The sequence below is a fragment of the Streptomyces sp. NPDC048420 genome (assembly GCF_040651535.1).
In the GTDB taxonomy this organism is placed as follows: Bacteria; Actinomycetota; Actinomycetes; order Streptomycetales; family Streptomycetaceae; genus Streptomyces.
This window is the reverse complement of sequence record NZ_JBEZKG010000023.1, coordinates 60,891-86,908: the sequence shown is the minus strand read 5'-3', so window position 1 is coordinate 86,908 and position 26,018 is coordinate 60,891. Positions and strand designations below refer to the sequence as shown.

The following is a 26,018-nucleotide window of genomic DNA, read 5'->3' as shown; positions in this document are numbered from 1 at the left end:
GAGGGGGTCCGGGCTTTCGGCGGCCCGGTCCCTCGACAGCACGCCCGTAGTTCCGAGGGGGACGCATGGCCACCGTTGAACTCCGTTTCAGCGCGCTGCCCGAGCACGTCAGGACCGCCCGACTGGTGGCGGCAGCGGTGGCGCGCAGGTCCGGAGTGGACGAGGCCGTCCTCGACGAGGTCAGACTCGCTGTCGGCGAGGCCTGCACCCGTGCCGTCGGACTGCACCAGAGCGGCGGCATCATCGCGCCGGTCAAGGTGCTGCTGATCGAGGAGGAGAAGCAGTTCTCCATCGAGGTCGGCGACGAGGCGCCGCGTTCGGCCCCGGGTGACCGGGCTCCGGGCGCCGCGGGCGAGGACCCGGACGTGGAGACCGAGGAGGACGAGATGGGCCTCGCGGTCATCAGCGGCCTCGTCGACGACGTCGAGGTCACCGCAGGGGAGCACGGCGGTCAGATCCGTATGACCTGGCCGACCACGCCGCCGGCCGCAGTACTTCCCTGAATCTCTCGCTCCGCGAATCAGATTTCTGTTCGACATGCGGAAGGGCCCTACCGACCGGTAGGGCCCTTCCGCATGTCGGCGTGGGCTTTCTGTGCCTACAGTGGTCTGGTGCGATGCATTTCGTGAATTGGTTCACGATCTAGATATCGCCCATGAATGCCTCCGGGGCATTACTGCTTTCAGGTTCTGTAAAGGCGAATTCCGTTTACCGCGCCCTGTTTTGATCAGGGCGGGGTACCTACAATCCGTCCACATCTTGAGCTCAGCCCAAGCGTCAAGGAGGACGAATGGCGGGGCTTTCTACCCCTGATCAGTTGGACCAGCCCACAACCTTCGCGGCCGCGGTGCTCACCGACGACAACCGGGTGCTGATCGCGGTCATCGCGGTCGTTGCCCTGGCGGCGCTCGTGGTGGCAGGCGTCCTGGTACGCCAGGTGCTCGCCGCCGGCGAGGGCACCGAGAGCATGAAAAAGATCGCGAAGGCCATCCAGGAAGGCGCGAACGCCTATCTGGCACGCCAGTTGCGCACGCTCGGCGTATTCGCCGTCGTGGTGTTCTTCCTGCTCATGCTGCTGCCCGCGGACGACTGGAATCAGCGCGCAGGCCGATCCGTGTTCTTCTTGATCGGTGCCGCGTTCTCGGCGGCCACCGGCTATATCGGCATGTGGCTCGCCGTGCGCAGCAATGTGCGGGTGGCCGCGGCCGCGCGAGAAGCCACCCCGGCGGAAGGCGAGCCGGAAAAGGATCTCACCGCCGTCTCGCACAAAGCCATGAAGATCGCATTCCGAACGGGCGGCGTGGTCGGCATGTTCACGGTGGGGCTCGGTCTGCTGGGCGCCTCCTGCGTGGTGCTGGTGTACGCGGCCGACGCGCCGAAGGTCCTGGAGGGCTTCGGTCTCGGCGCGGCGCTCATCGCGATGTTCATGAGGGTCGGCGGCGGCATCTTCACCAAGGCCGCAGACGTCGGCGCCGACCTGGTCGGCAAGGTCGAGCAGGGCATCCCGGAGGACGACCCGCGCAACGCCGCGACCATCGCCGACAACGTGGGCGACAACGTCGGCGACTGCGCGGGCATGGCGGCCGACCTCTTCGAGTCGTACGCCGTGACCCTGGTCGCCGCGCTGATCCTCGGCAAGGCGGCCTTCGGCGACTCCGGGCTCGCCTTCCCGCTGCTCGTCCCGGCGATCGGCGTGATCACCGCGATGATCGGCATCTTCGCGGTGGCCCCGCGCCGCTCCGACCGCAGCGGCATGTCCGCGATCAACCGGGGGTTCTTCATCTCCGCGGTGATCTCGCTCGTGCTGGTGGCGATCGCCGTCTTCGTCTACCTCCCGGGGAAGTACGCCGACCTCGACGGCGTCACCGACACGGCGATCAGCGGCAGGGACGGCGACCCGCGGATCCTCGCCCTCGTCGCCGTGGCGATCGGCATCCTGCTCGCCGCCGTCATCCAGCAGCTGACCGGCTACTTCACCGAGACCAACCGCCGCCCGGTCCAGGACATCGGCAAGACCTCGCTCACGGGGCCCGCCACCGTCGTCCTCGCCGGTATCTCGATCGGTCTCGAGTCGGCCGTCTACACCGCCCTGCTGATCGGCCTCGGCGTCTACGGCGCCTTCCTGCTCGGCGGCACCTCGATCATGCTGGCCCTGTTCGCGGTGGCGCTGGCCGGCACCGGTCTGCTCACCACGGTCGGTGTGATCGTCGCCATGGACACCTTCGGGCCGGTCTCCGACAACGCGCAGGGCATCGCCGAGATGTCCGGCGACGTCGAGGGCGCGGGCGCGCAGGTGCTCACCAACCTGGACGCCGTCGGCAACACCACCAAGGCCATCACCAAGGGCATCGCGATCGCCACCGCGGTTCTCGCGGCGTCGGCGCTCTTCGGGTCGTACCGTGACGCGATCACGACCGGCGCGCAGGACGTCGGCGAGAAGCTCAGCGGGGCCGGTGCGCCGATGAGCCTGATGATGGACATCTCGCAGCCAAACAACCTCGTCGGGCTCATCGCCGGTGCGGCGGTCGTCTTCCTCTTCTCGGGGCTGGCGATCAACGCGGTGTCGCGGTCGGCGGGCTCGGTGGTCTACGAGGTGCGGCGGCAGTTCCGCGACCATCCCGGGATCATGGACTACAGCGAGGAGCCGGAATACGGCAAGGTAGTCGACATCTGCACCAGGGACGCCCTGCGCGAACTCACCACACCCGGTCTGCTCGCCGTGCTGGCGCCGATCTTCATCGGGTTCACCCTCGGTGTCGGCGCGCTCGGCGCGTTCCTCGCCGGCGCGATCGGCGCGGGCACCCTGATGGCGGTCTTCCTGGCCAACTCCGGCGGTGCCTGGGACAACGCCAAGAAGCTCGTCGAGGACGGTCACCACGGCGGCAAGGGCAGCGAGGCCCATGCCGCGACGGTGATCGGCGACACCGTCGGCGACCCCTTCAAGGACACCGCGGGCCCCGCGATCAACCCGCTGCTGAAGGTCATGAACCTGGTGGCGCTGCTGATCGCCCCCGCGGTGATCAAATTCAGTTACGGCGACGACAAGAGCATCGGCGTACGGATCTTCATCGCCGTGCTCGCGTTCCTCGTGATCGCCGGCGCGGTCTTCGTCTCCAAGCGGCGTGGTATCGCCGTGGGTGACGAAGACAACGAGAAGGAGGCGGCCAAGTCGGTGGATCCCGCGGTGGTTTCGTAGGTCCTTCGAAGCAGCCCCAGCTCAAGGGGTGGGCGGGCGGCGCGTGTTCATGCGCCGCCCGCCCTCCTTGTGCGTGCGCGCCCCTCGGTCGTGAGGCTTCTCTCTCCTGGCGCGAACACGATCAAAGTGTCTTATTTGGGATATTCGGTGCGCGGTTGTGGTGCGTGTGCTGTGTAAGGTCCGGGGGCTGAGAGGCCACGGAAGGGACCGATCCGGTGAACAAGAAGCTCGCGGCCGCGCTGTCCAGCGGTGCGGTACTGGTGCTGGCGCTGACGGGATGCAGTGGCAGCGAGGACAACAAGGAACTCGACGCCTGGGCCAAGAAGGTCTGCGACCTGGTGCCGGCCCAGAACAAGAAGATCACGGCGGCCTACGACGCGATCACCAAGGCGGCCGAGGACACCGAGAGCACCCCGGCGGAGCTCCAGAAGGCCGACTCCCAGGCCTTCCAGGACCTGTCCGACGGCTACAAGGCGCGCGCCACGGTGATCCAGAGCGCCGGCGCGCCTCCCGGTGCCGAGGGCGGCGCGAAGAACCTCCAGGACGCCGTCAAGCAGCTCACGGCCCTCTCGGCGGCCTACGCCGACATGAAGACCCAGGTGGACGGGCTCGACACCAAGGACCAGGCGAAGTTCGCGAGCGGCCTCAAGGACGTCTCCGCCCAGATGAAGAAGGTGGAGACACAGCGCCAGACCGCCCTCGACGCGCTGAAGAAGCTGGAGTCCGGCGACACCAAGCAGGCGCTGGCCGAGCAGTCGGGCTGCAAGCAGGTCTCGGCGTCGCCCTCGGCGTCGTCCACGGACAGCTGAGCGCCGGCGACCGGCGCGTAGCCCCGTGGTTCGCCGTGTGCCGCGGCCGCGATTCGCCCTGTGGAGCGTTCCGCGCGGGCGGGTGCGGGACACAATGGTGGCGTGAGTACCTCCAGTCTGCCCACGCTGCCCGCCACGCCCGTCCCCGGCGGCTCCGACGTCGACGTCACCGCCCGGCTGCGGGACGCCCTTCTCGGCGCCTCGTTCACCGCCGACGGGCTGCTAGAACTCCTCGGCGCGCCCGCGTACGCCGCGCTCGCACGCAGTGAGACCGTCCCCGCGCTCCGGGCGACCCGCGGGGACACCCCGCTGGAGGTGCTCGTACGCCTGTTCCTCCTGCAGCAGCCGGTGCCCCACGCGCGCGTGGAGGGCATCCTGCCCGTGGACGCGTGTCTGGAGAGCGGCTGGCTGATCCGGATCGGCAGCGACGAGGTGGCCGCGACGGTGGACGTACGGCCGTACGGCGGGCCGGACGGCGAGGACTGGTTCATCGTGTCGGACCTGGGGTGCGCGGTCGGCGGAGCCGGTGGCATCGGCAGCCGTGACGAGGGTGTCGTCCTCGGGGTCGGCGGTGCCTCCACCACCCTCGCGGGCATCACGGTGCGTACGGCCGTGTCGTCGGCCCTCGACCTCGGGACCGGGTCCGGGATCCAGGCCCTGCATGCCGCGCAGCACGCCACACGCGTGTGCGCGACCGACCTCAACCCGCGCGCGCTGCACATCACCGCGCTCACGCTGGCGCTGTCCGGCGCCCCGGCGGCCGACCTGCGGGAGGGCTCGCTGTTCGAGCCGCTCAAGCAGGGGGAGACGTACGACCTGATCGTGTCGAACCCGCCCTTCGTGATCTCGCCGGGGGCGAGGCTGAAGTACCGCGACGGCGGGATGGGCGGGGACGATCTGTGCCGCTCGGTCGTTCAGGGGGCGGGGGAGCTGCTGAACGAGGGCGGGTTCGCGCAGTTCCTCGCCAACTGGCAGCACGTCGAGGGGGAGGACTGGCAGGACCGGCTCAGGTCGTGGGTGCCGCGCGGGTGCGACGCGTGGATCGTGCAGCGCGAGGTCCAGGACATCACCCAGTACGCCGAGCTGTGGCTCAGGGACGCCGGTGACCACCGGGGCGACCCGGCCGAGTACCAGGCTCTCTACGACGCCTGGCTGGACGAGTTCGAGGCGCGCAAGGTGAAGGCCGTGGGCTTCGGCTGGATCACGCTGCGCAGGACGGGCTCCGCCGTGCCCTCGATCACCGTGGAGGAGTGGCCGCACCCGGTCGAGCAGCCGCTCGGCGACACCGTCCTGGCCCACTTCGAGCGCCTCGACTACCTGCGCGCCAACGACGACGCGGCCCTGCTGGAGGCCCACTTCAAGCTCGTGCCCGAGATCGTCCAGGAGCAGGTCGGGCTGCCCGGCGCCGAGGACCCGGAGCACGTCGTGCTGCGCCAGCACCGCGGGATGCGCCGGGCCACCAAGGTGGACACGGTCGGCGCGGGCTTCGCCGGTGTGTGCGACGGCTCGCTGAGCGCGGGCCGCATCCTCGACGCGATCGCCCAGCTCATGGGCGAGGACCCGGTCATGCTGCGCGACCGAACGCCCGCGCAGATCAGGCTGCTGGTGGAGCAGGGGTTCCTGGAGCCGGCGTGAAATCCGGCGGGACGTGCCCGCTGAGGCACCCCCGCACCCCTGGGACCCCTGTGCCCGGTCTGACGGGATTGGCCCCGAAAAGGCCTCCTGTCAGTGGGGCGTGCGAAGCTACCTTCTAGGGACGAACTACGCGCGTTCTCGGGGGAGGCGCGCTGTCTCGGGTCTCGGGGGGAGGCGTGATGGCGGGGGAGACGCCGGATCACGGCGAGGACAGGATCATCAACGGCCGGTACCGGCTGCTGCGGACACTCGGCGCGGGCGGCATGGGCCGCGTCTGGCTCGCGTACGACGAGGAGCTGGCCTGCGAGGTCGCGATCAAGGAGATCGCGCTTCCGGACGCGCCGATGGACGCGACCGAGACGGCTCAGCGCATCGCCCGGGCCCGCAGCGAGGCCCGGCACGCGGCCCGGCTGCGCGGCCACCCGCACGTGGCGACCGTGCACGACGTGGTGATGTACGAGGGGCTTCCGTGGATCGTCATGGAGTACGTGCCGGACGCGGTGGACCTCCAGGCGGTCGTACGGCGTTCCGGGCCGCTGCCGCCCGCGCAGGTGGCCCGCATCGGGCTCGCCGTCCTCGACGCCCTCACCGCGGGACACCGCGTCGGCATCCTGCACCGGGATGTGAAACCGGCCAACATCCTTCTGGCACCGGACGCTTCGGGCGACCCCTACGCGCGCGTGCTGCTCACCGACTACGGCATCGCCCTGCAGCCCGAGTCCCGCGAGCCCCGGCTCACCGCGACCGCCGGCATCCTCGGCACACCGGGCTATCTCGCCCCGGAGCGCGCGCGGGGCGAACCACCGACGCCGGCCGCCGACCTGTTCTCCCTGGGCGCCACGCTGTACGCCACCGTCGAGGGCCACGGCCCCTTCGACCGCCACGGTGAGTACGCCACGTTCACGGCCCTGCTGGGCGAGGACCCCGCCCCGCCCGTCCGGGCCGCTGAACTGACGCCGGTGCTGCTGGGGCTGCTGGTCAAGGACCCCGTGCGCAGGTTCTCGCCGGAGGCGGCGAAGCGGGGGCTGGAGGGGGCTGTGCAGGGTGCGGTGGGAGCCTGGGGCGCGGCCGCGGCCACGGGTGCGCCGGGGGCGGGGTACGGCTCCTCCCCGGGAGGGTTCGGCCCGCCTGCCGGGAGCTGGGGCCCGGCACCGGGCACTCCGCAGACACCCGGTACTCCGCAGGCCCCCGGCACTCCGCAGACGCCGGGGGCGACGCCCGGTACACCGCCGTACAGCGGGTGGCCGCCGCCCGCCGGACAGTCGCCGGAACCGGGCAACCCCTATGCGCAGAGCGGGGGTTCACCGCATGGGAGCGGTGGTGAGGGTTCCGCCGGTCCGTACGGCACCACGGCTCCGCAGTCGCCGTATGCGCATGGCGGCCCGACCGCCCCCGGTATGCCCACCGTCGCCGCCATGCCGACTGCCTACGGTGGTCCGGGCGGAGTCGGTGGGCCTGGCGGGCCCGGGGGCCAGGCTCCTTTGCCGTCCTCGCAGCGCCCCGGCTCCAGCAAGCGCCTCGCGCTCGTCGCTCTTGTCGTCGGCGTGCTTCTCGTCGTCGCGGGCGGCGTGTGGGGGGCCCTGTCGCTGACCGGGGACGACGGCGAGAAGGACACCGCGACCAAGTCGTCGTCATCGCCCGGTCCGAGCCGCTCCCGGGGCACCCCGTCGCCGACCGGCCCCGTGCTGCCGTACGGCGATGTGGTCGGGCTCGACGAACCTCTGGAGACCGGTGACTGTGTGCAGGCGGTGTGGTCGGGGACGCCGTTCCGGTCGGCGCCGAACCTGGGTGTCGTGGACTGCGCGGACGACTGGCCGGACGGCCAGGTGGTGGCGGTCGACACGGCCACCGACTTCGCCGACGCCAAGGCCGAGGGCGCGAAACGCTGCGCGGACCTGAGCCGGCCCGTCGTGAACGCACTGCCGGACGCCGCCGGGTACGCCGTACTGCCGACCGAGGAGGGCTTCGGCGCGGCGGGCAGCGGTACGGCATGTCTCGTACTCGGCCGCCATGCCGCGATAGGCGGTGAGGTCGGCCGCTTCCGCGATCTGGGCACGGACCTGTGGGTCGGTCAGATGAGCGTCGGCGACTGCTGGGTCTACCAGCAGCTCGACGACGGCTACAAGGCACCGCTCACCGACTGCGGGAAACCCCACACCGACCAGGTGATCGGCACCGTTCAGGCCCCGGCCGAAATGAGCTACAAGAAGGGCACCGACAACGCGACCAAGTTGTGCGGCAACAAATTCGAGTCGACGTGGGCGCCCAGCCAGCAGCGTCTCGTGTACGGCTGGGTGGCCGACGAGGACGACTGGAAGAAGGGATTCAACAAGATCGTGTGCACGGTGAGCCTGACCGACAACAAGCAGTCGAGCGGAAAGATACCCCCGCCCGGCGCGGTCTGAATCCGGTCGGTTTCCGTGCCGATTCCGGCGCGCGCCCGGCCGGGATGCGGGGGATCGGGGTGAGAACCGGACGAGAATCGGACGGGATCCGTGGGCGACCGGGGCGGGGCCCGGGCGGCCGGCCGGGGGCCGGTCCGGGGGAGTCCACAGCTCCGTCGGCGCGGCGTTCACCCGGGGTTCGTCTGTGCGCCGTCCGCGCGTGCCACTCTCCATGGAAGACGCACGCACGGACGGGAGAAAAGGGGCACCGGGAACCATGGAGAGCGGACCGGCGATCTTCGCGGGAGTGGTGTTCGCCCTGTTCGGAGGAGGGCTGCTGATGTGGACCGCGGCCCGGGTACGCCATCGCCAACCCGTCGCCCACGGTGTGAGTCCCGTCGCATCCGCCGCCGTCGCGACCCTCGCCGCGCTCCTCACGCTGGCTCTCGCCGCCTGGTGCTTCGCCCGCCTCTAGAACGCCTGCCGGGACACCTCCGCATACCGGTCGACCAGTAATGGGGAGATCGCCCTCCGGATGATCCCGAAAAGGCCGGTGGGTACTCCGGGCGGCAGGAATGGCGGTAGTCGGGTTACCGTTCGAGTGGCCGTTGCGGGCTTTTCCCGTTTGACACGGGGGCGGGATGTACCGTCACACTCCGCAGCGTCAGCATGACCCGACCCCGGGAACCAAGACCTGGGGAGAGCCCAGCGTCGACCGGAGAGAAGAGCGAAGTTGTCCCCGACCAGCGAGACCGCACAGGGCGGCCGCCGACTCGTCATCGTCGAGTCGCCTGCCAAGGCGAAGACGATCAAGGGCTATCTCGGCCCCGGATACGTCGTCGAGGCGAGCGTCGGGCACATCCGCGACCTCCCCAACGGCGCCGCGGAGGTGCCGGAGAAGTACACCGGCGAGGTGCGCCGGCTCGGCGTGGACGTCGAGCACGACTTCGAGCCCATCTATGTCGTCAACGCCGACAAGCGGGCCCAGGTCAAGAAGCTCAAGGACCTCCTGAAGGACTCCGACGAGCTCTTCCTCGCCACCGATGAGGACCGCGAGGGCGAGGCCATCGCGTGGCACCTCCAGGAGGTCCTGAAGCCCAAGGTCCCGGTCAAGCGGATGGTCTTCCACGAGATCACCAAGGCCGCGATCCAGGCCGCCGTCGCCAACCCGCGCGAGCTGAACCAGAAGCTGGTCGACGCCCAGGAGACCCGCCGCATCCTCGACCGCCTCTACGGCTACGAGGTCTCGCCGGTCCTGTGGAAGAAGGTCATGCCGCGCCTGTCGGCCGGCCGTGTCCAGTCCGTCGCCACCCGGCTCGTCGTGGAGCGGGAGCGTGAGCGCATCGCGTTCCGTTCCGCCGAGTACTGGGACCTGACCGGCACCTTCGGGACCGGCCGCGCGGGGGACCCGAGCGACCCGTCGACCCTCGTGGCCCGTCTGCAGAGCGTGGACGGCAAGCGGGTCGCACAAGGCCGTGACTTCGACTCCCTGGGGCAGCTGAAGGGCGCCAACACCCTTCACCTGGACGAGGCCAACGCCCGCGCCCTGGCCGCCGCCCTGGAGCAGACGCGGTTCGCGGTCCGCTCGGTCGAGTCCAAGCCGTACCGCCGCTCGCCGTACGCCCCGTTCCGTACGACGACCCTCCAGCAGGAAGCCTCGCGCAAGCTCGGCTTCGGCGCGAAGGCGACCATGCAGGTGGCCCAGAAGCTGTACGAGAACGGCTTCATCACCTACATGCGTACGGACTCCACGACCCTCAGCGACACCGCCATCACCGCGGCCCGCGCCCAGGTCACGCAGTTGTACGGCGCCGACTACCTGCCCTCGTCCCCGCGGACGTACGCCGGGAAGGTCAAGAACGCGCAGGAGGCGCACGAGGCCATCCGTCCCTCGGGTGATCGTTTCCGCACCCCGGCCGAGACCGGCCTGACGGGCGACCAGTTCCGGCTCTACGAGCTGATCTGGAAGCGCACCGTCGCCTCGCAGATGAAGGACGCGACCGGCAACAGCGTGACCGTGAAGATCGGCGGCACCGCCGCCGACGGCCGGGACGTCGAGTTCAGCGCCTCCGGCAAGACGATCACCTTCCACGGCTTCCTGAAGGCGTATGTCGAAGGTGCCGACGACCCGAACGCCGAGCTGGACGACCGCGAGCGCCGGCTGCCCCAGGTCGCCGAGGGCGACGCCCTGAGCGCCGAGGAGATCACGGTCGACGGGCACGCCACCAAGCCCCCGGCCCGCTACACCGAGGCCAGCCTGGTCAAGGAGCTCGAAGAGCGCGAGATCGGCCGTCCGTCGACGTACGCCTCGATCATCGGCACGATCCTCGACCGCGGCTATGTCTTCAAGAAGGGCACGGCACTCGTGCCGTCCTTCCTGTCCTTCGCCGTGGTCAACCTCCTGGAGAAGCACTTCGGGCGGCTCGTCGACTACGACTTCACGGCCCGCATGGAGGACGACCTCGACCGCATCGCGGCCGGCCAGGCGCAGTCCGTGCCGTGGCTGAAGCGCTTCTACTTCGGTGAAGGCGCTGCCGCGGGCGGTGCGGCCGACGCGGGCAACGGCGACGGGGACCACCTCGGCGGCCTCAAGGAACTGGTGACCGATCTGGGCGCGATCGACGCGCGCGAGGTCTCCTCGTTCCCGGTGGGCAACGACATCGTGCTCAGGGTCGGCCGCTACGGCCCGTACGTCGAGCGCGGCGAGAAGGACTCCGAGAACCACCAGCGGGCCGACGTGCCCGAGGACCTGGCCCCGGACGAGCTGTCGATCGAGCTCGCGGAGGAGCTGCTCGCCAAGCCGAGCGGTGACTTCGAGCTCGGCGCCGACCCGGAGACGGGTCGTCAGATCATCGCCCGCGACGGCCGCTACGGCCCGTACGTCACCGAGGTGCTCCCCGAGGGCACCCCGAAGACCGGCAAGAACGCCGTGAAGCCGCGGACGGCCTCGCTGTTCAAGTCGATGTCCCTGGACACGGTGACGCTCGCGGACGCGCTCAAGCTGATGTCGCTGCCGCGGGTCGTCGGCGCCGACGCCGAGGGCCAGGAGATCACCGCACAGAACGGCCGCTACGGGCCGTATCTGAAGAAGGGCACGGACTCGCGCTCGCTGCAGACCGAGGACCAGCTCTTCACGATCACCCTCGAAGAGGCGCTGGCGATCTACGCGCAGCCCAAGCAGCGCGGTCGCGCGGCCGCCAAGCCGCCGCTGAAGGAGCTGGGCACCGACCCGGTCAGCGAGAAGCCGGTCGTGGTCAAGGACGGCCGCTTCGGGCCGTATGTGACCGACGGGGAGACCAACGCGACCCTGCGCTCCGGCGACAGCGTCGAGGAGATCACCCCCGAGCGCGGCTTCGAACTGCTCGCCGAGAAGCGGGCCAAGGGCCCCGCCAAGAAGACGGCGAAGAAGGCGCCCGCGAAGAAGGCCCCGGCCAAGAAGGCTCCTGCCAAGAAGGCGACGGCGGCCAAGAAGACCGCCGCGAAGAAGACGACGACGGCTGCGAAGAAGACCACCGCCACAGCGAAGAAGGCGGCGGCCTCGAAGACGGCGGCCGAGGACTAGTCCGGCGCTGTCCACTGAGGCTTCGCAATGCGAACGTCCCGGCATCACTTTGGTGTCGGGACGTGCGCACGTCAGGACGGGCGCCCCGGGCTGTCGGTGGCTCCCGATAGGCTGAATGCATGACCCGTGCCGAGCAGCCTACGGCCCCTCACCCGGCCCCCGACGACGCCCTGGTCGCGGACTCCCGCGAGCGTGCCGTCCGCGCCCTGCTGCGCAGGCCCCAGCTCAAACGCCTGTGGAGCGCCCAACTCGTGGGCGGGATCGGCGACACCCTCGCGCTTTTCGTGCTGGTGCTGCTGGCCCTCCAGGCGGCGATCGCCCAGGGCTCGTTCGGCGGCGGTTACCGAGGCGTGGCGTTCGCAGTGGCGACCGTCTTCGGTACGCGCATCCTGGCGACGCTGCTCTTCGGCGCCGTCCTGCTCGGCCCACTGACTTCGCTCACTTCGCAGGAGGGTCCGCTCGACCGCCGCTGGACCATGGTCGGCGCCGACGGACTCAGGGTCGCCCTGCTCATCGTCGCCCCGCTGTGGATCGACTGGACGCCGGAGAACGCCTTGGCGGTGCTCCTGGTGACCGCCTTCGTGACCGGGGTCGCCGAGCGCTTCTGGACCGTGTGCCGCGAGAGCGCGGCGCCCGCCCTGCTCCCTGCTCCTCCTCCGGAGGGGGCGACGGTACGACCGCTGCCGGACCACTTGGACGCCCTGCGCCGCCTGTCGCTGCGCACCACCTTCGTGGTGATCCCGCTGGCCGCCGCCGCGCTCGTCGCCGCGGGCCTGCTCAACAACGTGCTGGGCGCCGGCCTCGACTGGTTCGGCCAGCACCAGGCGGCCCTCGCCTCGTACGTCGCGGCCGGCCTGTTCGCCGCCTCTCTGTCGGTGCTGACCTTCCTCGAACTGCCCGACACCCGCACCCCGCGCGCGCGTTCGCCGCTGGAGGGGCTGCGCCGCCCCAAGACGGCCACCGGCGTCGACAAGGGCCGTACCGGCGCGATCCCGCTGCTGGTGCCGGCCTGCGCGGCCGTCGCCGGGGCGATCGCGGCCGCCGTGGCCGTCGCCGTGCTGCACGCCAAGGACCTGGGCGGCGGGCCGGTGACGTACGGCTTGATGGTGGGCGCGCTGACCGGCGGAGTCGTGGTCGGTGTCCGTACGGCGCCCAGGGTGCTGGTCTCGCTTTCGCGGCGCCGGCTGCTCGCGCTGGCGATCGCCTTCACCGGCATCGCCCTGCTGGCCGCCGGGCTCGTCCCGGACCTCACCACCGTGCTGCTGATCGAGGTGCTGGCCGGGATCGGCGCCGGTGTGGCCGCCAACACCGGGCACACCCTGCTCGACCAGGAGACCGAGGAATACCGGCGGGCGCGGACCACCGAGCACCTGCACGCGGTCGTACGGGTCAGTGTGGCGCTCGGCGCGCTGGTCGCGCCCGTGGTCGCCGCGGCGATCGGGCCGCACCGGCTGGAGAACGGCAAGTTCGTGTTCGCGCACGGCGGCGCCGCGTTCGTCCTGATGCTGGTCGGCGCGCTGCTGCTGCCGGTGGCCGCGCTGGTCCTCGCCAAGGTCGACGACCGGTCCGGCGTACCGCTGCGGCACGACCTGCGGGACGCGCTGCTGGGCGGCGACGACCCGGTGACGGTGCCCGCCTCCTCGGGTTTCTTCATCGCTCTGGAGGGCGGGGACGGGGCCGGGAAGTCCACCCAGGCCGAGGCGCTCGCCGAGTGGATCCGGGCCAAGGGACACGAGGTCGTGGTCACGCGCGAGCCGGGGGCGACCCCGGTCGGCAAGCGGCTGCGGTCGATCCTGCTGGACGTGTCGAGCACCGGCCTCTCGCACCGCGCGGAGGCGCTGCTGTACGCGGCGGACCGCGCGGAGCACGTGGACACCGTGGTCCGGCCCGCCCTTGAGCGCGGCGCGGTGGTGATCTCCGACCGGTACATCGACTCCTCGGTGGCCTACCAGGGCGCAGGGCGTGACCTGTCCCCGACGGAGATCGCCCGCATCAACCGCTGGGCGACCAACGGTCTGGTGCCGCATCTCACCGTCCTCCTGGACGTCTCGCCCGAGATCGCCCGCGAGCGGTTCACCGAGGCGCCGGACCGGCTGGAGTCGGAGCCGGCGGAGTTCCACGCGCGCGTGCGGTCCGGGTTCCTCACCCTGGCGGCGGCCGACCCCGGGCGGTACCTGGTCGTGGACGCCGGGCAGGAGCCCGAGGCCGTCACCACCGTCGTACGGCATCGGCTCGACCAGATGCTGCCGCTGTCCGAGCAGGAGATCCGCGAGCAGGAAGAGGCTCGCCGCAAGGCCGAGGAGGAGGCGCGCCGCAAGGCCGAGGAAGAGGCCGCGCGCAAGGCCGAGGAGGAGCGCCTGGAGCGTGAGCGCCAGGAGCAGCTCGCGCGGCTGAAGGCGGAGGAAGAGGAGCGCAAGCGGCGCGAGCTGGAGGAGGCTCAGCGGCGCGAGGCCGAGCGGCAGGCGGAGGAGGCCCGGCTGCGGGCCGAGGAAGCGCGCAGGCGGGCCGAGGAGGAGCGGGCGCGGCTGCTCGCCGAGGAGAAGGCGCGCGCCGAGGAAGAGGCACGGCGCAAGGCCCAGGAAGAGGCCGCCCGCAAGCGGGCCGAGGAGGAGGCACGGTTGCGTGCCGAGGCCGAGGCGCGGCGGCTGGAGAAGCAGCGCAAGGCCGAGGAGGCGTTGCTGCGGGCGGAAGAGGCGCGACGGCTCGCCGAGTCCGCGGCCGCCGCGGCGGAAGCGGGGCCCAAGCAGGCCGCGAGTCCTTCGGCGGGGTTGGATGCGGCGACCGTTCCCACCCCTGTGGTGACGCCGACGAACGCGTCGGGCGGGCCGGCGGACGAGACGGCTGTGCTGCCTCGGATCCGGATGGACAAGGGGGAGGAGGACGGCGGTGCGTCGGGCTCCGGTGAGTCTGGTTCCAGTTCCAGTTCCAGTTCCAGTTCCGGTTCCGGTTCTGGTGACGCCGACTCCGAGGTGACGGCCGAGCTGCCACAGCCGCCGGTTCCTCCGGGGGCGGCGGACGAGACGGCGGTGTTGCCGGCTGTTCCTCCGGGGGCGGCCGACGAGACCGCTGTGCTGCCTCCTGTTCCTCCGGGCTCGGCTGATGAGACGGCTGTGCTGCCTCCGGTGTCTGGGGACGGGCCCTCGGATCGGGTGCCGCCGGGGTACTTCCGGGACGAGGAGCGGACGCGGGAGCTGCCGCAGGTCGACGAGAAGGGGACACCTCGGCGGAGGGCTCGGTCGGACTGGGCCGAGGAGACGCCGTTGGACGATCTGCCTTCGCTGGCCGACGAGTTGCTCGGGCCGCATGACGAGGAGTACGGAGACGATCGTCGGGGGCGGCGTCGGGGGCGGTAGCGGTCGGTGTGCGGGTGCGGGTGCGGGTGCGGATGCGTCGTGGCTGGCCCCCCACCCGGCCGCAGCCGGGAACTGACCGTCGGCCGTTGTCAGTGCTCGCCCGCACAATGGGCCTCGTACCGCGAAGCATGACGAAAGGGCGGCGTGACCCATGACCGTATGGGACGACCTGGTCGGCCAGGAGAGGGTGAGTGAGCAGCTCGGCGCTGCCGCTCGGGACGCCGACGCCCTGGTCACCGCCGCCGCGACCAACGCGCCGCCGCCCGAGGCGTCGAAGATGACGCACGCCTGGTTGTTCACGGGTCCGCCGGGGGCGGGACGGAACCAGGCGGCCAGGGCATTCGCCGCCGCGCTGCAGTGCGTCAGCCCGGACCGGGCTCTCGGGGGAGTACCCGGCTGCGGGTTCTGCGACGGCTGCCACACCGCTCTCGTCGGCACCCACGCCGACGTCACCTCCGTCGCCGCCGTCGGCACCCAGATCCTCGCCGACGACATGCGGGACACCGTACGGAAGTCGTTCACCTCACCGGCGAACGGCCGCTGGCAGGTCATCCTCGTCGAGGACGCCGAGCGGCTCAACGAGAAGTCGGCCAACGCGGTCCTCAAGGCCGTGGAGGAGCCCGCCCCCCGGACGGTGTGGCTGCTGTGCGCCCCGTCCATCGAGGATGTCCTGCCGACGATCCGCTCCCGTTGCCGGCACCTGAACCTGTCCACCCCCTCCGTCGAGGCGGTCGCCGACATGCTGGTGCGCAGGGAGGGCATCGAGCCCGCCGCCGCCATGGCCGCCGCCCGCGCCACCCAGGGCCATGTCGACCGGGCCCGCCGCCTCGCCACCGACCCGGCCGCGCGCGAGCGCCGCGCCGCCGTGCTGAAGCTGCCCCTGCGCGTCGAGGACATCGGCGGCTGCCTCAAGGCGGCGCAGGAACTCGTCGACGCGGCGGCCGACGACGCCAAGCAGCTCGCCGAGGAGATGGACGGCAAGGAGACCGAGGAGCTGAAGGCGGCCATGGGCGCCGTCCAGGGCGGCCGGATGCCACGCGGCACGGCCGGCGTGATGAAGGACCTGGAGGACAAGCAGAAGCGCCGCAGAACGCGTACGCAGCGCGACAGCCTCGACGTTGCCCTGACCGACCTCACCGCCTTCTACCGCGACGTCCTCGCCCTCCAGCTCGGCTCGCGGGTGGCGATCGCCAACGCGGACGCCGAGGACGCCCTGGAGCGGCTCGCGCGCGGGAGCTCCCCGGAGACCACGCTGCGCCGTATCGAGGCGATCGGCGCCTGCCGCGAGGCCCTCGACCGCAATGTGGCCCCGCTGCTCGCGGTGGAGGCGATGACGATGGCGCTCAGAGCGGGCTGGGCAGCCGCCCAGTGATCACAGGTTGACGATGTCACTCGTACGGGCCGGATCGTTCACGTAGGGCATCTGATCCAATGCGCAGAGTTACGCTCGCTGGATGCACATCAGGCGAAACGCCCGCCACACCAGCCGGAAGCTTCCCGTCCGCCGGGCACGGGCACGCACCGCCCGCACCGGTGGTGCCCTCCTCGCGGTCGCCGCGCTGCTCGTCACCGCCTGCTCCGCGGGCGCCTCGACGAGGTCGGCCACCTCGGCCGCAGAGGTGGCGCTGGCCGCTCTGCCGCAGGCGACACCGGCCGCCCTCGCGCCGTACTACGGACAGCAGCCGCGTTGGCGCAGCTGTGGGGCCCCGGGCTTCCAGTGCGCCACACTGAAGGCGCCGCTCGACTACGACAAGCCGGCCGACGGGGACGTACGGCTCGCCGTCGCCCGCAAGAAGGCCACCGGACCGGGGGAGCGCCTCGGGTCGCTGTTCGTGAACCCGGGCGGCCCCGGCGGCTCGGCCAACAGCTACCTGCAGGCGTACGCCGGTATCGGCTACCCCGCGGTGGTCCGGGCCCGGTACGACATGGTCGCGGTGGACCCGCGGGGAGTCGCCCGCAGTGAGCCCGTCGAATGTCTCGACGGGCGGGGCATGGACACGTACACCCAGACGGACAGCACCCCCGACGACGCGCACGAGACCACCGAACTCGTCGACGCCTACAAGAGGTTCGCGGAGAGTTGCGGTGCGCACTCGCCCGGTCTGCTGCGGCATGTGTCGACCGTCGAGACGGCCCGGGACATGGACATCGTGCGGGCGGCACTGGGCGACGCGAAGCTGAACTACGTGGGGGCGTCGTACGGGACGTTCCTCGGGGCGACGTATGCGGGGCTGTTCCCCGGCCGGGCGGGACGGCTGGTGCTGGACGGCGCGATGGACCCCTCGCTGCCCGCGCGCCGGCTGAACCTCGACCAGACGGCGGGCTTCGAGACGGCGTTCCAGTCGTTCGCGAAGGACTGCGTGCAGCAGCCGGACTGCCCGCTCGGCACAAGGGGCACGACGACCGCGGAGGTCGGCCGGAACCTCAAGGCGTTCTTCGGGAAGCTGGACGCGCACCCGATCCCCACCGGCGACGCGGACGGCCGCAGGCTCGGCGAGGCCCTCGCCACCACCGGTGTGATCGCGGCGATGTACGACGAGAGCTCCTGGGCGCAGCTGCGTGAGGCGCTGACCTCGGCGATGCGGGAGAACGACGGCGCGGGCCTGCTCGTCCTGTCCGACAGCTACTACGAGCGGGACGCCGACGGCCGCTACAGCAACCTGATGGCCGCCAACGCCGCCGTGAACTGCCTCGACCTCCCGCCCGCGTACGACACCCCCGAGGAAGTGGAAAAGGCGCTCCCGACCTTCGAGAAGGCGTCCCCGGTCTTCGGTGAGGGCCTTGCCTGGGCCTCCCTCAACTGCGCGTACTGGCCGGTCAGGGCCACGGGTGAGCCGCACCGCATCGAGGCGCGGGGCGCGGCCCCGATCGTCGTGGTCGGCACCACCCGCGACCCGGCCACCCCCTACCGCTGGGCCCGAGCCCTGGCCGCCCAGCTCACCTCGGCCCGCCTCCTCACCTACGAGGGCGACGGCCACACGGCGTACGGCCGCGGCAGCTCCTGCATCGACTCCGCGATCAACGCGTTCCTGCTCCGCGGAACCCCTCCGACGAACGGGAAACGCTGCTCGTAGCCCTGCCGACCGGGCTGCCCGGGGGCTCCGAGGGCTGGTGCGGAGCACCCCTCGAAACTGTGTAGACTTACCGACGTTGCTGACCGCACCATGGTGCGGACAGTGCGCCGCCTTAGCTCAGATGGCCAGAGCAACGCACTCGTAATGCGTAGGTCTCGGGTTCGAATCCCGAAGGCGGCTCCACTTGAGACCAGGTCAGATGCCCTCTGGCCTGGTCTTTTGTCTTGCGCTCCTGATGGTTGGTCAGCTCGTGGGATGCCCATGAGCGGAGGGGAGCGCAAGGGGAGCGCATTCAGGATCGATGGCCAAGGTCTGTGACCTGGGGTTTTGTGGACAAAGCGGCAGCCACGGCGGCCATCGCGCGTCGCTGTTCCCGCGCCAAGGCCACACTCGACTTCTGGTGCTGTGAACAAGCAGAAGACGGGGATCCAGGGACTGTCCGTCGTGCTCTCGGCGAGTATGAAGACAGGCGTCACCATCACGGCGAGTCCGAAACGGCCCTGTACGTGCTCGGCGGCGTCGGCCGTCGGTAGGTCGGCGACAGGCTGGGACCAGGCCCGCGAGCGTTTCGGGACACTTCGTCGTCGTTGCGCCAGGTGTGGTGCACTAGAAGGAGAACGGCAGTGACACCGGGCCGGTGCGGATGTGTGTCGTACACAGCACACAGCACACAGGAGGCCATTCGTCGTGAACCTCGATGACTGCCCCTACGTACCCGCGCATGGCTCGGACCCCGCCCAGGGCCGGAGGGCCCATGGGCATCCGCGTATACCGCCTCGGAGCCTGTGGGGCACCCACAATCACCTGACGAATCGCGCGACGCAATCTCGGGGTAACCGTCCGCAGCCGCCTTCGGCTCCGGGCCCGGTCACCTGCTCCTTCCCAGGAGCCGCAACCAAGGACAGGCGATGAAGCCGCCTCCATTCACGTACTGCGATCCCGAATCCGTCGATGAGGCCGTCGCGCTCAAGAGCGAGTACGGCAAGGACTCCCTCGTCCTGGCGGGAGGACAGAGCCTTCTCCCCATGCTCAACATGCGGCTTGCCAGGCCGGAGGCACTGATCGACATCAACAAGATCGGTGACCTGCAGAAGATCGAGCGCCGGGCCGACATCCTGGAGGTGGGCGCCGGGGTTCGGCAGTACGAGCTGGAGGACCACCCGCTCGTCGGCGAACTGGTTCCGCTGCTGCCGGAGGCCACCGGCTACATCGGCCACATCGAGAACCGCCACCGCGGCACGGTCGGCGGCAGCCTGGCGCACGCCGACTCCGCTGCCGAACTGCCGTGCACGGCGGTGGCGCTCGACGCGACGGTGGTCGTGCACGGGCCGTCGGGCACCCGCACCATCGCGGCCCAGGACTTCTTCCAGGGCTGGATGACCACGGCCCTGGAGCCAGAGGAGGTCCTCGTCGCCATCCGCTACCCGGTGACGCCGTGGACCGCGGGCCACGGCTTCGTGGAGGTGTCCCGGCGCGTGGGCGACCTCGCGCTCGCCGGCGCCACCGCGGTGGTGAACCTCGACGAGGACGGCCGCTTCACCTCCGTCTCCGTCGGCGTCCTGGGTATCTCCGACACGCCGGTCCGCGCCTCCGCGGTGGAGAGCGCACTGATCGGTGAGGCCCCGACCGAGGAGAACATCGCCAGGGCCGCCAAGGAGATCGTTCCCTCGGTGACCTCGGGGGACGACCTGCACGCCACGCGCGCCTACCGCCGGCACCTCGCCTCCGTCGTGGTGTCGCGCGCGATCACCGCGGCCGTGGCACGCGCCCACGAGAGGAGCAACGGGAAGTGACGACCTCGACCGCCGCCAAGTACGGCACTGCCCGCCGGACCGTGACCATGCACGTCAACGGGCGGGGCGTGACCCGCGAGGTGTCGACGCGCACCACGCTCGCCGACTTCCTGCGCGACGAACTCGACCTGGTCAGCGTGCATCTCGGATGCGAGCACGGCGAGTGCGGATGCTGCAACGTCCTCTTCGACGGCCACTCCGTGCGCTCCTGCCTGATGCTGGCCGTCCAGGGGGACGGGCACGCGGTCGAGACCGTCGAAAGCCTGTCCGTCGACCCGACGGAGCTGCACCCCATCCAGGAGTCCTTCGCCGAGGAGCAGGGGCTGCAGTGCGGGTTCTGCACGCCCGCGATGGTGCTGCGCACCAAGGAGATCATCGAGACCGGTCGTGAGATGACCGATGCCGAGGTGCGTCACGAGATCTCCGGGATCCTGTGCCGCTGCACCGGCTACCAGAACATCGTCAACGCGGTCCAGTCCGCCGGCGCCAGACTCCGCGACGATGGGGGTCCCCCCGCTCGAGCGGACTCGAGAGTGGGGGAGGTCGAGGCCGACCGCGGCGAGGCGGCGGCCGACGGTGCCGCGGGAGGTCGTTCCTGATGACCACCGAGCACACGGACACCGCCCAGAAGTCCGGCTACAGGTACATCGGCAAGGACCGCAAGCGGGTCGAGGACCCTCGGCTGCTGGTCGGCCGCGGCGGGTACATCGCCGACCTCAGACTGCCGGGCATGCTGCACGCCGCGATCCTGCGCAGCCCCGTACCGCACGCGTGGATCAGGTCCATCGACGCCACCGAGGCACTGAAGCTGCCGGGAGTCGTCGCCGTGCTCACCGGCGAGGACTGCAAGGCGAAGATGAACCCCTGTATGAACTTCGGCCCGGCCACCATCGCGCAGTACCCGCTGGCCGTGGACAAGGTCCGCTACGTCGGCGAGGCCGTGGCGGCCGTCGTCGCGGAGAGCAGGTACCTCGCCGAGGACGGCGTGGACCTGCTGGAGGTCGACTACGAGGACCTCCCGCCGGTCACCGATCCCATGGCGGCCATGGAGCCCCAGTCCGCCGTGCTGCACGAGGAGCACGGCAGCAACATCGGCTGCGAGCGGACCTTCGAGTTCGGCGATGTGAACGCCGCGTTCGCCGGGGCCGACCTCGTCGTCGAGGACACCCTGCACTGGGGCCGCTCCGCCGGAATACCGATGGAGACCGCGGGCGCGGTGGCCCAGCCCGGCTTCAACGGCGTACTGGAGATCTACTGCAACTCGCTCAACTTCAGCTACTTCGCCTTCCTGATCGCGGGCGCGCTGAGGCTTCCGTCGAACAAGCTGACCATGAAGCCGGTCCCGGCGGGTGGCAGCTTCGGCAGCAAGCTCGCCGCGCACAAGGTACCCACCCTCGCCGGCTTCCTGGCCCTGCGGGTGGGTCGCCCGGTGTCGTACGTCGAGGACCGGATCGACCACCTGGTGAACTCGGACCACCACGGGTGCGACCGCTTCTACGAAGCCCGCATGGGCTTTCGTGCCGATGGCACGATCGTCGGTCTCGACATCGACGTCGTCGACGACTACGGCGCCTACATGCAGTTCGGCGTCGGCCACCACGGCAACGCCTTCTCCCAGGTGGTCGGCCCTTACCGGTTCCGGGACGTGAGGTACCGACTGCGGGCCGTGCTCAGCAACAAGTGCCAGCAGGGCGCCTACCGCGGCTTCGGCTCCGAGGTGCACAACTGGGTGCTGGAGCGGCTGGTCGACCGCGGGGCGGCCCGGCTCGGGCTCGCTCCGGAGGAGATCCGCCGCCGCAACTTCATCCAGCCCGACCAGTTCCCGTACACGATCCCCGGCGGCAACGTCTACGACAGCGGTGACTACCCAGCCGTGCTGGACAAGGCACTGTCGATGATCGACCTGGACAGGTGGCGCGCCGAACAGAAGCGGTTGCGGGCGGATGAGGGCCGCTGCGTCGGCATCGGCCTGGCCACCACCCAGGAGCGCAGCGTCTTCAGCTCCACCGAGTTCTGGTCCCTGGTGGAAAAGCCCGTCCTGCCCGTCACCTCCAGCCCCGAGAGCGCGACGGTGACAATCGACCCCACAGGGCAGTTCCAACTCCTGCTGCACTGCCAGTCGATGTGGGGCAACAGCCCCGAGACGGTGGGCGCCACCGTCCTCGCCGAGGAGTTCGGGATCCCGCCGGAGAGCGTCAACGTCCGGTATGCCGACTCCGCCCACGCGCTTCCCAGCACGGGCCCGGGCGGCAGCCGCTACACCGTCATGGTGGCCGGTGCGATCCGGGGCGCGTCGCGCAAGCTGCGGAAGAAACTCATCCACATCGCCGCGCACACCCTCGAAGTGCCCGCGGAGGACCTCGAACTCGTCGACGCGCGCGTGCAGGTCAGAGACGCCCCGGAGACCGGGCTGACCCTCGCGGAGCTCGCGGGCACCGCCTACTTCTTCGCGCTCAGCCTGCCCGAGGGCATGACAAGCGGACTGGAGGAGTCCTACACCTACGACCATCCGTACACGACGCTGCCGGCACCGGACGGCTCGGACTTCGGCGTCTTCTACCCGATCATGGGCCATGCCTGCCACATCGCGGTCCTGGAAATCGACCCCGACACCGGGATCCCCTCCTTCCTCGACTACGTGGCCGTGCACGACGCCGGGACGATCGTGAACCCCAAGAGCCTGGGCGGCCACGTCACCGGCGGCGCCACGCAGGGCATCGGGACCACGCTCTACGAGGAGCTGGCCTACGACGAGGACGGGCAGTTCCTGTCCTCGACCTTCAGGGACTACCTGATCCCCACCGCGGGCGAGGTCCCGCCGTTCCGCATCGGGCACGTCGAGACGCCTTCGCCGTTCACCGAGTACGGCATCAAGGGCGGCGGCGAGGGCGGCCGCATGGTGGCCCCGGCGGCCGTGTCGGCGGCCATCGACGACGCCCTGCGGGAGTACGGGATGCGGGTTCGGCAGCTACCGGTCAAGCCCTCGGACATCGTGGCAGCGGTACAGGCCGGCACCGTCCGGGCGGAGGCGGGCTGATGTCCGCCACCGGCGCCGGTCGGCAGATCAATGCGCGAGCGGAAGGTCCTGCTCGGTCCAGATGCATTTGCCCTCGTCGAGATGGCGAGTGCCCCACCGCTGAGAGAGCGCGGCCACCAGGTGCAGGCCCCGGCCGCCTTCGTCGGTGTATGCGGCGCGCCGGATGCGCGGGCTGGTGAGGCTGCCGTCATAGACCTCACAGATCAGCGACCGGCTGCGCAGCAGGCGCACGCGCATGGGGCCGCTGGCATGCCGGATCACGTTGCCGACCAATTCGCTCACCAGGAGCTCGGTGGTCATGGCGAGATCGTCCAGACCCCAGACGGCCAGCTGGCTGCGGACGTATTCCCGGGCCTGGCCGGCTGCCCGCGGGTCGTCCGGAAGGCTGCACGAGGCGACGCTGTCGACAGGTGTGCCTCGGGTGTGGGCCACGAGGAGGACCGCGTCGTCGTTGGTCTGCTCCCGGTCGGGCAGCAAAGCCGAGACGATGACGTCGCAAAGGTCATCGAGGCGCCTGGTGTCACCGTGCTGGGTGCCGGTCGGGAAGAACGAGGGCCGGGCCACAGCCTTCGTCAGCGTCTGCCTGAGCTGAGCCAGTCCCTTGTCGATGTCCCGGGTGGCGGATTCGACGAGGCCGTCCGTGCAGAACACGAGAAGGCTCTCGTCCGGCAGGTGCAGCTCGTGCGTCTCGAAGGGAGGTTCGGCGGCGCCCAGCGGCGGGTCGCTGGCCAGCTCCGGGCAGTGGACCGTCCCATCGGGATGGACGATGACAGGCGGGAGATGACCGGCCAAGGAGAGCGAGCAGATACAGGTGACAGGGTCGAACACGGCGTAGGAGCAGGTGGCGTACTTGTCGTCGCCGAGGTCGGAGACGAGTTCGTTGAGGTGGCTGAGCAGCTCGTCCGGACCCAGTTCGAGGTCGGCAAGGGCGCGGACCGCCGTACGCAGCTGCCCCATGACGGCTGCTTCGGCGATGCCGTGCCCCATGACGTCGCCGATCACGATGGCGACCCGATCGCCGGACAGCGGGATCAGGTCGTACCAGTCACCGCCCACCTCTTCGCCTTTCCCCGCGGGCATGTAGCGAGCGGCGGCGCAGACGGCCGGCAGGGAGGGCAGCGTCCTGGGGAGCAGACTGCGCTGGAGTTCCTGGGCGCGGGTGTGCTCCACGTCGTACAGCCGGGCCCGATCCAGTGCCTGCGCGATCAGCCCGCTCAGGGCTATCAGCAGGGTGCGTTCCTCCTCGCTGAAGGAGCGCGGCCGAGAGAAGGAGACAACACAGCAACCGATCGCGTGCCCGGAGGCGATGAGAGGCAGGAACGCCCATGCGCTCTTGGTCGACGCGGCCACAAAGCCCTCGAACTGGGGATAGAGCTGAACATATTCGGCAGGCGACTCGACGAATCCGGGAGTGCGGGTGCGGAGCGTTTCGGCGATCGCCATGTGGCTCGTGAGCGAGATCCCGCTGATCTGGCGTAGGAATTCCTCTGTGTATCCGACGGATCCGACCACGTGCAGCCGGCCACCCTCAAGCGCGTTGACCACCAGCCCGTCGGCGCCGAAGGGCGGCAGGACACGCTCCGCAACGGCCTTTACCACGTCGCTGGATGTGACGGCTTCGGCCAGCGCCGCCGTCAGTTCACTCATCCGGGCGGTTCGCCCAGCCGCGACCCTCCCCCAGCCTCCGGCAGGGGGGACCCCCATCTCGCTTCGCTCGCCGACCGATCGATCGGCTCCCTCTGGTCGTTCGTCGGTGACGCCGACGAAGTAGATCGTCAGCCCGCCGCCCTGCAAGGGGACCAGCCGGACACGGCGGACGCGCTGGTCGGTCGGCCCGTGGAGATCGAAACCGATCGGCTTCCTTTCGGCGGACGCGCGCCGGCACTGGGCTTCGAGACCGGGTGCGCGGCCTACGGGAATATCCCAGAGAGCGCTGCCCAGCATCGTCCGGCCGGGGCCGAGGAGACGCTCGGCCTCCTCGTTGACGAAGGTGATCCGCCAGTCCTCGTCGACCGCCAGGAATCCTTCGTCCATGTCACGAAGGGCGGCGACGGCCGGATCCCCCGTGGCATGTGGGTGAGCCGGGCCCCACAGCGTGCCGACCATATGGGCAGAGATGCCGTCCTCACCCGGCACCATGTGGCCGCGCGCTCGCACCCACCCGAATGTGCCGTCGCTGTGGTGCACTCGGTATTCGGTGTCGTGCGCCGTCCCGCTGTCGTACGCCTCACGGATGTCGGCCGTGAACGTCGGCAGATCCTCAATGCCCGGAAGGTGCCGGCAGAGGTCCGCGCTCTCGTCGAACGCTTGCAGCGACTCGCCGGACATGTCGATGACCGGCTGGGTGAGCGTTACGGAACCGGTCGCGGCGTCGTACTCCCAATGCCTGATCGCAACCGCGCGGGGCATCTCCCTACCGGGCCAGTCGATCGCCGGCGGCTCCCCGGGCGCCGAGACGACACCCGACGGCGTATCGTGACGTTTTTCCAGGTGTCCGGCCGCCCACACCGCCACGGAGCCGAGAAAGGACCGCTGCGCGGGATCCGGCTCGTCGGGCCCTGCCATGAGCACGGACAGCGCACCGACTCGCCCGCTGGTACCCAGCAGAGGCACTGCCGCAGTGCCGGAGGCCCCGATCCCCAGGCTGTCCTCGGCCACCCAGACGAATGCGCCGCTGCGCAAGGCGCGTGCGGGGGGCACGTCCTCGTCCGCGCGGAGATTCGCCCATGCCCCGGCGAGTTCCGGCGCAAGTCCGCTGGCCGCCACCAAGCGCAACCGATCAGAACCGGTGTCGCGCCAGTGCACCAAGCCGCCGAGGCCACCCAGGTCAGCGGTCACCTGCTGAAGGGCCACGTTCAGTGCCTCGGCCATCGACAGATCGTGGTCGCTGGCTGCCAGCAACCGTAGCCGCATCGCCTCCGGCTGCTCGATGCGGCTCATGGGCCTCGCGTTCCCAGCCGTCACCGCATCTCCTGAAAGGTCGCGTGTGAAGCCCCGCCGTGGAATGCCCCACCATCGGGCACCGCTGTCGTAGATTGGAGATTCTCTCAATTGACCTACATATACTGTATCGCTGGCTCTGTCCCGTAATCGGTGGCAGCTGTACATCACCTCGGGCCGGGCCGAGGGACGCTTGAGGTCAATCGGGTGTGGCGGACAAGGGTGATCTGGTCCG

At 70.5% G+C, this 26,018-nt stretch carries 14 protein-coding genes and 1 tRNA gene; 14 read left to right on the top strand and 1 reads right to left on the bottom strand.

Going from position 1 to position 26,018, the window contains the following annotated elements:
- Positions 1–65: 65 nt before the first annotated feature.
- From AB0D34_RS35745 to AB0D34_RS35680, 14 genes are all read left to right on the top strand, one after another.
- Positions 66–503 carry an ATP-binding protein gene (locus tag AB0D34_RS35745; RefSeq protein WP_362669401.1) on the top strand — a complete coding sequence of 146 codons (438 nt, stop codon included), beginning with the start codon at positions 66–68 and terminating at the stop codon, positions 501–503.
- Between the two features lie 287 nt (positions 504–790).
- A complete protein-coding gene (locus AB0D34_RS35740; RefSeq protein ID WP_362669399.1) occupies positions 791–3,196 on the top strand; it encodes a sodium-translocating pyrophosphatase in 2,406 nt (801 codons plus the stop codon).
- Positions 3,197–3,411: 215 nt separating this feature from the next.
- Positions 3,412–4,005: a small secreted protein gene (locus tag AB0D34_RS35735; RefSeq protein WP_362669397.1), complete on the top strand. Its 594-nt coding sequence runs from the start codon at positions 3,412–3,414 to the stop codon at positions 4,003–4,005.
- Positions 4,006–4,107: 102 nt separating this feature from the next.
- Positions 4,108–5,640 (top strand): methyltransferase, encoded by a 1,533-nt coding sequence (locus AB0D34_RS35730; RefSeq protein ID WP_362669395.1) that lies wholly within the window; start codon positions 4,108–4,110, stop codon positions 5,638–5,640.
- Between the two features lie 179 nt (positions 5,641–5,819).
- A complete protein-coding gene (locus AB0D34_RS35725; protein ID WP_362669392.1) occupies positions 5,820–8,045 on the top strand; it encodes a protein kinase in 2,226 nt (741 codons plus the stop codon).
- Positions 8,046–8,301: 256 nt separating this feature from the next.
- Complete coding sequence (locus AB0D34_RS35720; RefSeq protein WP_362669390.1) at positions 8,302–8,499, top strand: hypothetical protein; 198 nt, start codon at positions 8,302–8,304, stop codon at positions 8,497–8,499.
- A gap of 258 nt (positions 8,500–8,757) precedes the next feature.
- The gene (gene topA / locus AB0D34_RS35715; RefSeq protein ID WP_362669388.1) at positions 8,758–11,586 is read left to right on the top strand and encodes a type I DNA topoisomerase; all 2,829 of its coding nucleotides are present in this window, start codon (positions 8,758–8,760) and stop codon (positions 11,584–11,586) included.
- A gap of 119 nt (positions 11,587–11,705) precedes the next feature.
- The gene (gene tmk, locus AB0D34_RS35710) at positions 11,706–14,939 is read left to right on the top strand and encodes a dTMP kinase (protein ID WP_362669386.1); all 3,234 of its coding nucleotides are present in this window, start codon (positions 11,706–11,708) and stop codon (positions 14,937–14,939) included.
- Between the two features lie 151 nt (positions 14,940–15,090).
- The gene (locus tag AB0D34_RS35705; RefSeq protein ID WP_362669383.1) at positions 15,091–16,311 is read left to right on the top strand and encodes a DNA polymerase III subunit delta'; all 1,221 of its coding nucleotides are present in this window, start codon (positions 15,091–15,093) and stop codon (positions 16,309–16,311) included.
- A gap of 82 nt (positions 16,312–16,393) precedes the next feature.
- Positions 16,394–18,013 (top strand): alpha/beta hydrolase, encoded by a 1,620-nt coding sequence (locus tag AB0D34_RS35700; protein ID WP_362669380.1) that lies wholly within the window; start codon positions 16,394–16,396, stop codon positions 18,011–18,013.
- Positions 18,014–18,119: 106 nt separating this feature from the next.
- Positions 18,120–18,196: transfer RNA gene (locus AB0D34_RS35695), tRNA-Thr, on the top strand.
- A gap of 725 nt (positions 18,197–18,921) precedes the next feature.
- On the top strand, positions 18,922–19,806 hold the full coding sequence (locus AB0D34_RS35690) for a xanthine dehydrogenase family protein subunit M (RefSeq protein WP_362669378.1): 885 nt from the start codon (positions 18,922–18,924) through the stop codon (positions 19,804–19,806).
- On the top strand, positions 19,803–20,405 hold the full coding sequence (locus AB0D34_RS35685; RefSeq protein ID WP_362669376.1) for a (2Fe-2S)-binding protein: 603 nt from the start codon (positions 19,803–19,805) through the stop codon (positions 20,403–20,405). The genes AB0D34_RS35690 and AB0D34_RS35685 overlap by 4 nt, the downstream gene beginning before the upstream one ends.
- Positions 20,405–22,843, top strand: coding sequence for a xanthine dehydrogenase family protein molybdopterin-binding subunit (locus tag AB0D34_RS35680; RefSeq protein WP_362669373.1), 2,439 nt, complete (start codon positions 20,405–20,407; stop codon positions 22,841–22,843). Before AB0D34_RS35685 ends, AB0D34_RS35680 begins: the two co-directional genes overlap by 1 nt.
- Positions 22,844–22,870: 27 nt before the next feature.
- Here AB0D34_RS35680 and AB0D34_RS35675 read toward each other — a convergent pair whose 3' ends face one another.
- Entirely contained in the window at positions 22,871–25,783 is a 2,913-nt protein-coding gene (locus AB0D34_RS35675) for a SpoIIE family protein phosphatase (protein WP_362669371.1), read from the bottom strand.
- Between the last annotated feature and the right edge of the window lie 235 nt (positions 25,784–26,018).

What these genes read in the sequence shown, in the direction of transcription:
- AB0D34_RS35740 (WP_362669399.1), top strand. Translation starts at nt 791, where the DNA reads ATGGCGGGGCTTTCTACCCCTGATCAGTTGGACCAGCCCACAACCTTC.
- AB0D34_RS35745 (WP_362669401.1), top strand. Translation starts at nt 66, where the DNA reads ATGGCCACCGTTGAACTCCGTTTCAGCGCGCTGCCCGAGCACGTCAGG.
- AB0D34_RS35705 (WP_362669383.1), top strand. Translation starts at nt 15,091, where the DNA reads ATGACCGTATGGGACGACCTGGTCGGCCAGGAGAGGGTGAGTGAGCAG.
- AB0D34_RS35720 (WP_362669390.1), top strand. Translation starts at nt 8,302, where the DNA reads ATGGAGAGCGGACCGGCGATCTTCGCGGGAGTGGTGTTCGCCCTGTTC.
- AB0D34_RS35680 (WP_362669373.1), top strand. Translation starts at nt 20,405, where the DNA reads ATGACCACCGAGCACACGGACACCGCCCAGAAGTCCGGCTACAGGTAC.
- tmk (WP_362669386.1), top strand. Translation starts at nt 11,706, where the DNA reads ATGACCCGTGCCGAGCAGCCTACGGCCCCTCACCCGGCCCCCGACGAC.
- AB0D34_RS35700 (WP_362669380.1), top strand. Translation starts at nt 16,394, where the DNA reads ATGCACATCAGGCGAAACGCCCGCCACACCAGCCGGAAGCTTCCCGTC.
- AB0D34_RS35725 (WP_362669392.1), top strand. Translation starts at nt 5,820, where the DNA reads ATGGCGGGGGAGACGCCGGATCACGGCGAGGACAGGATCATCAACGGC.
- AB0D34_RS35690 (WP_362669378.1), top strand. Translation starts at nt 18,922, where the DNA reads ATGAAGCCGCCTCCATTCACGTACTGCGATCCCGAATCCGTCGATGAG.
- AB0D34_RS35675 (WP_362669371.1), bottom strand. Translation starts at nt 25,783, where the DNA reads ATGAGCCGCATCGAGCAGCCGGAGGCGATGCGGCTACGGTTGCTGGCA.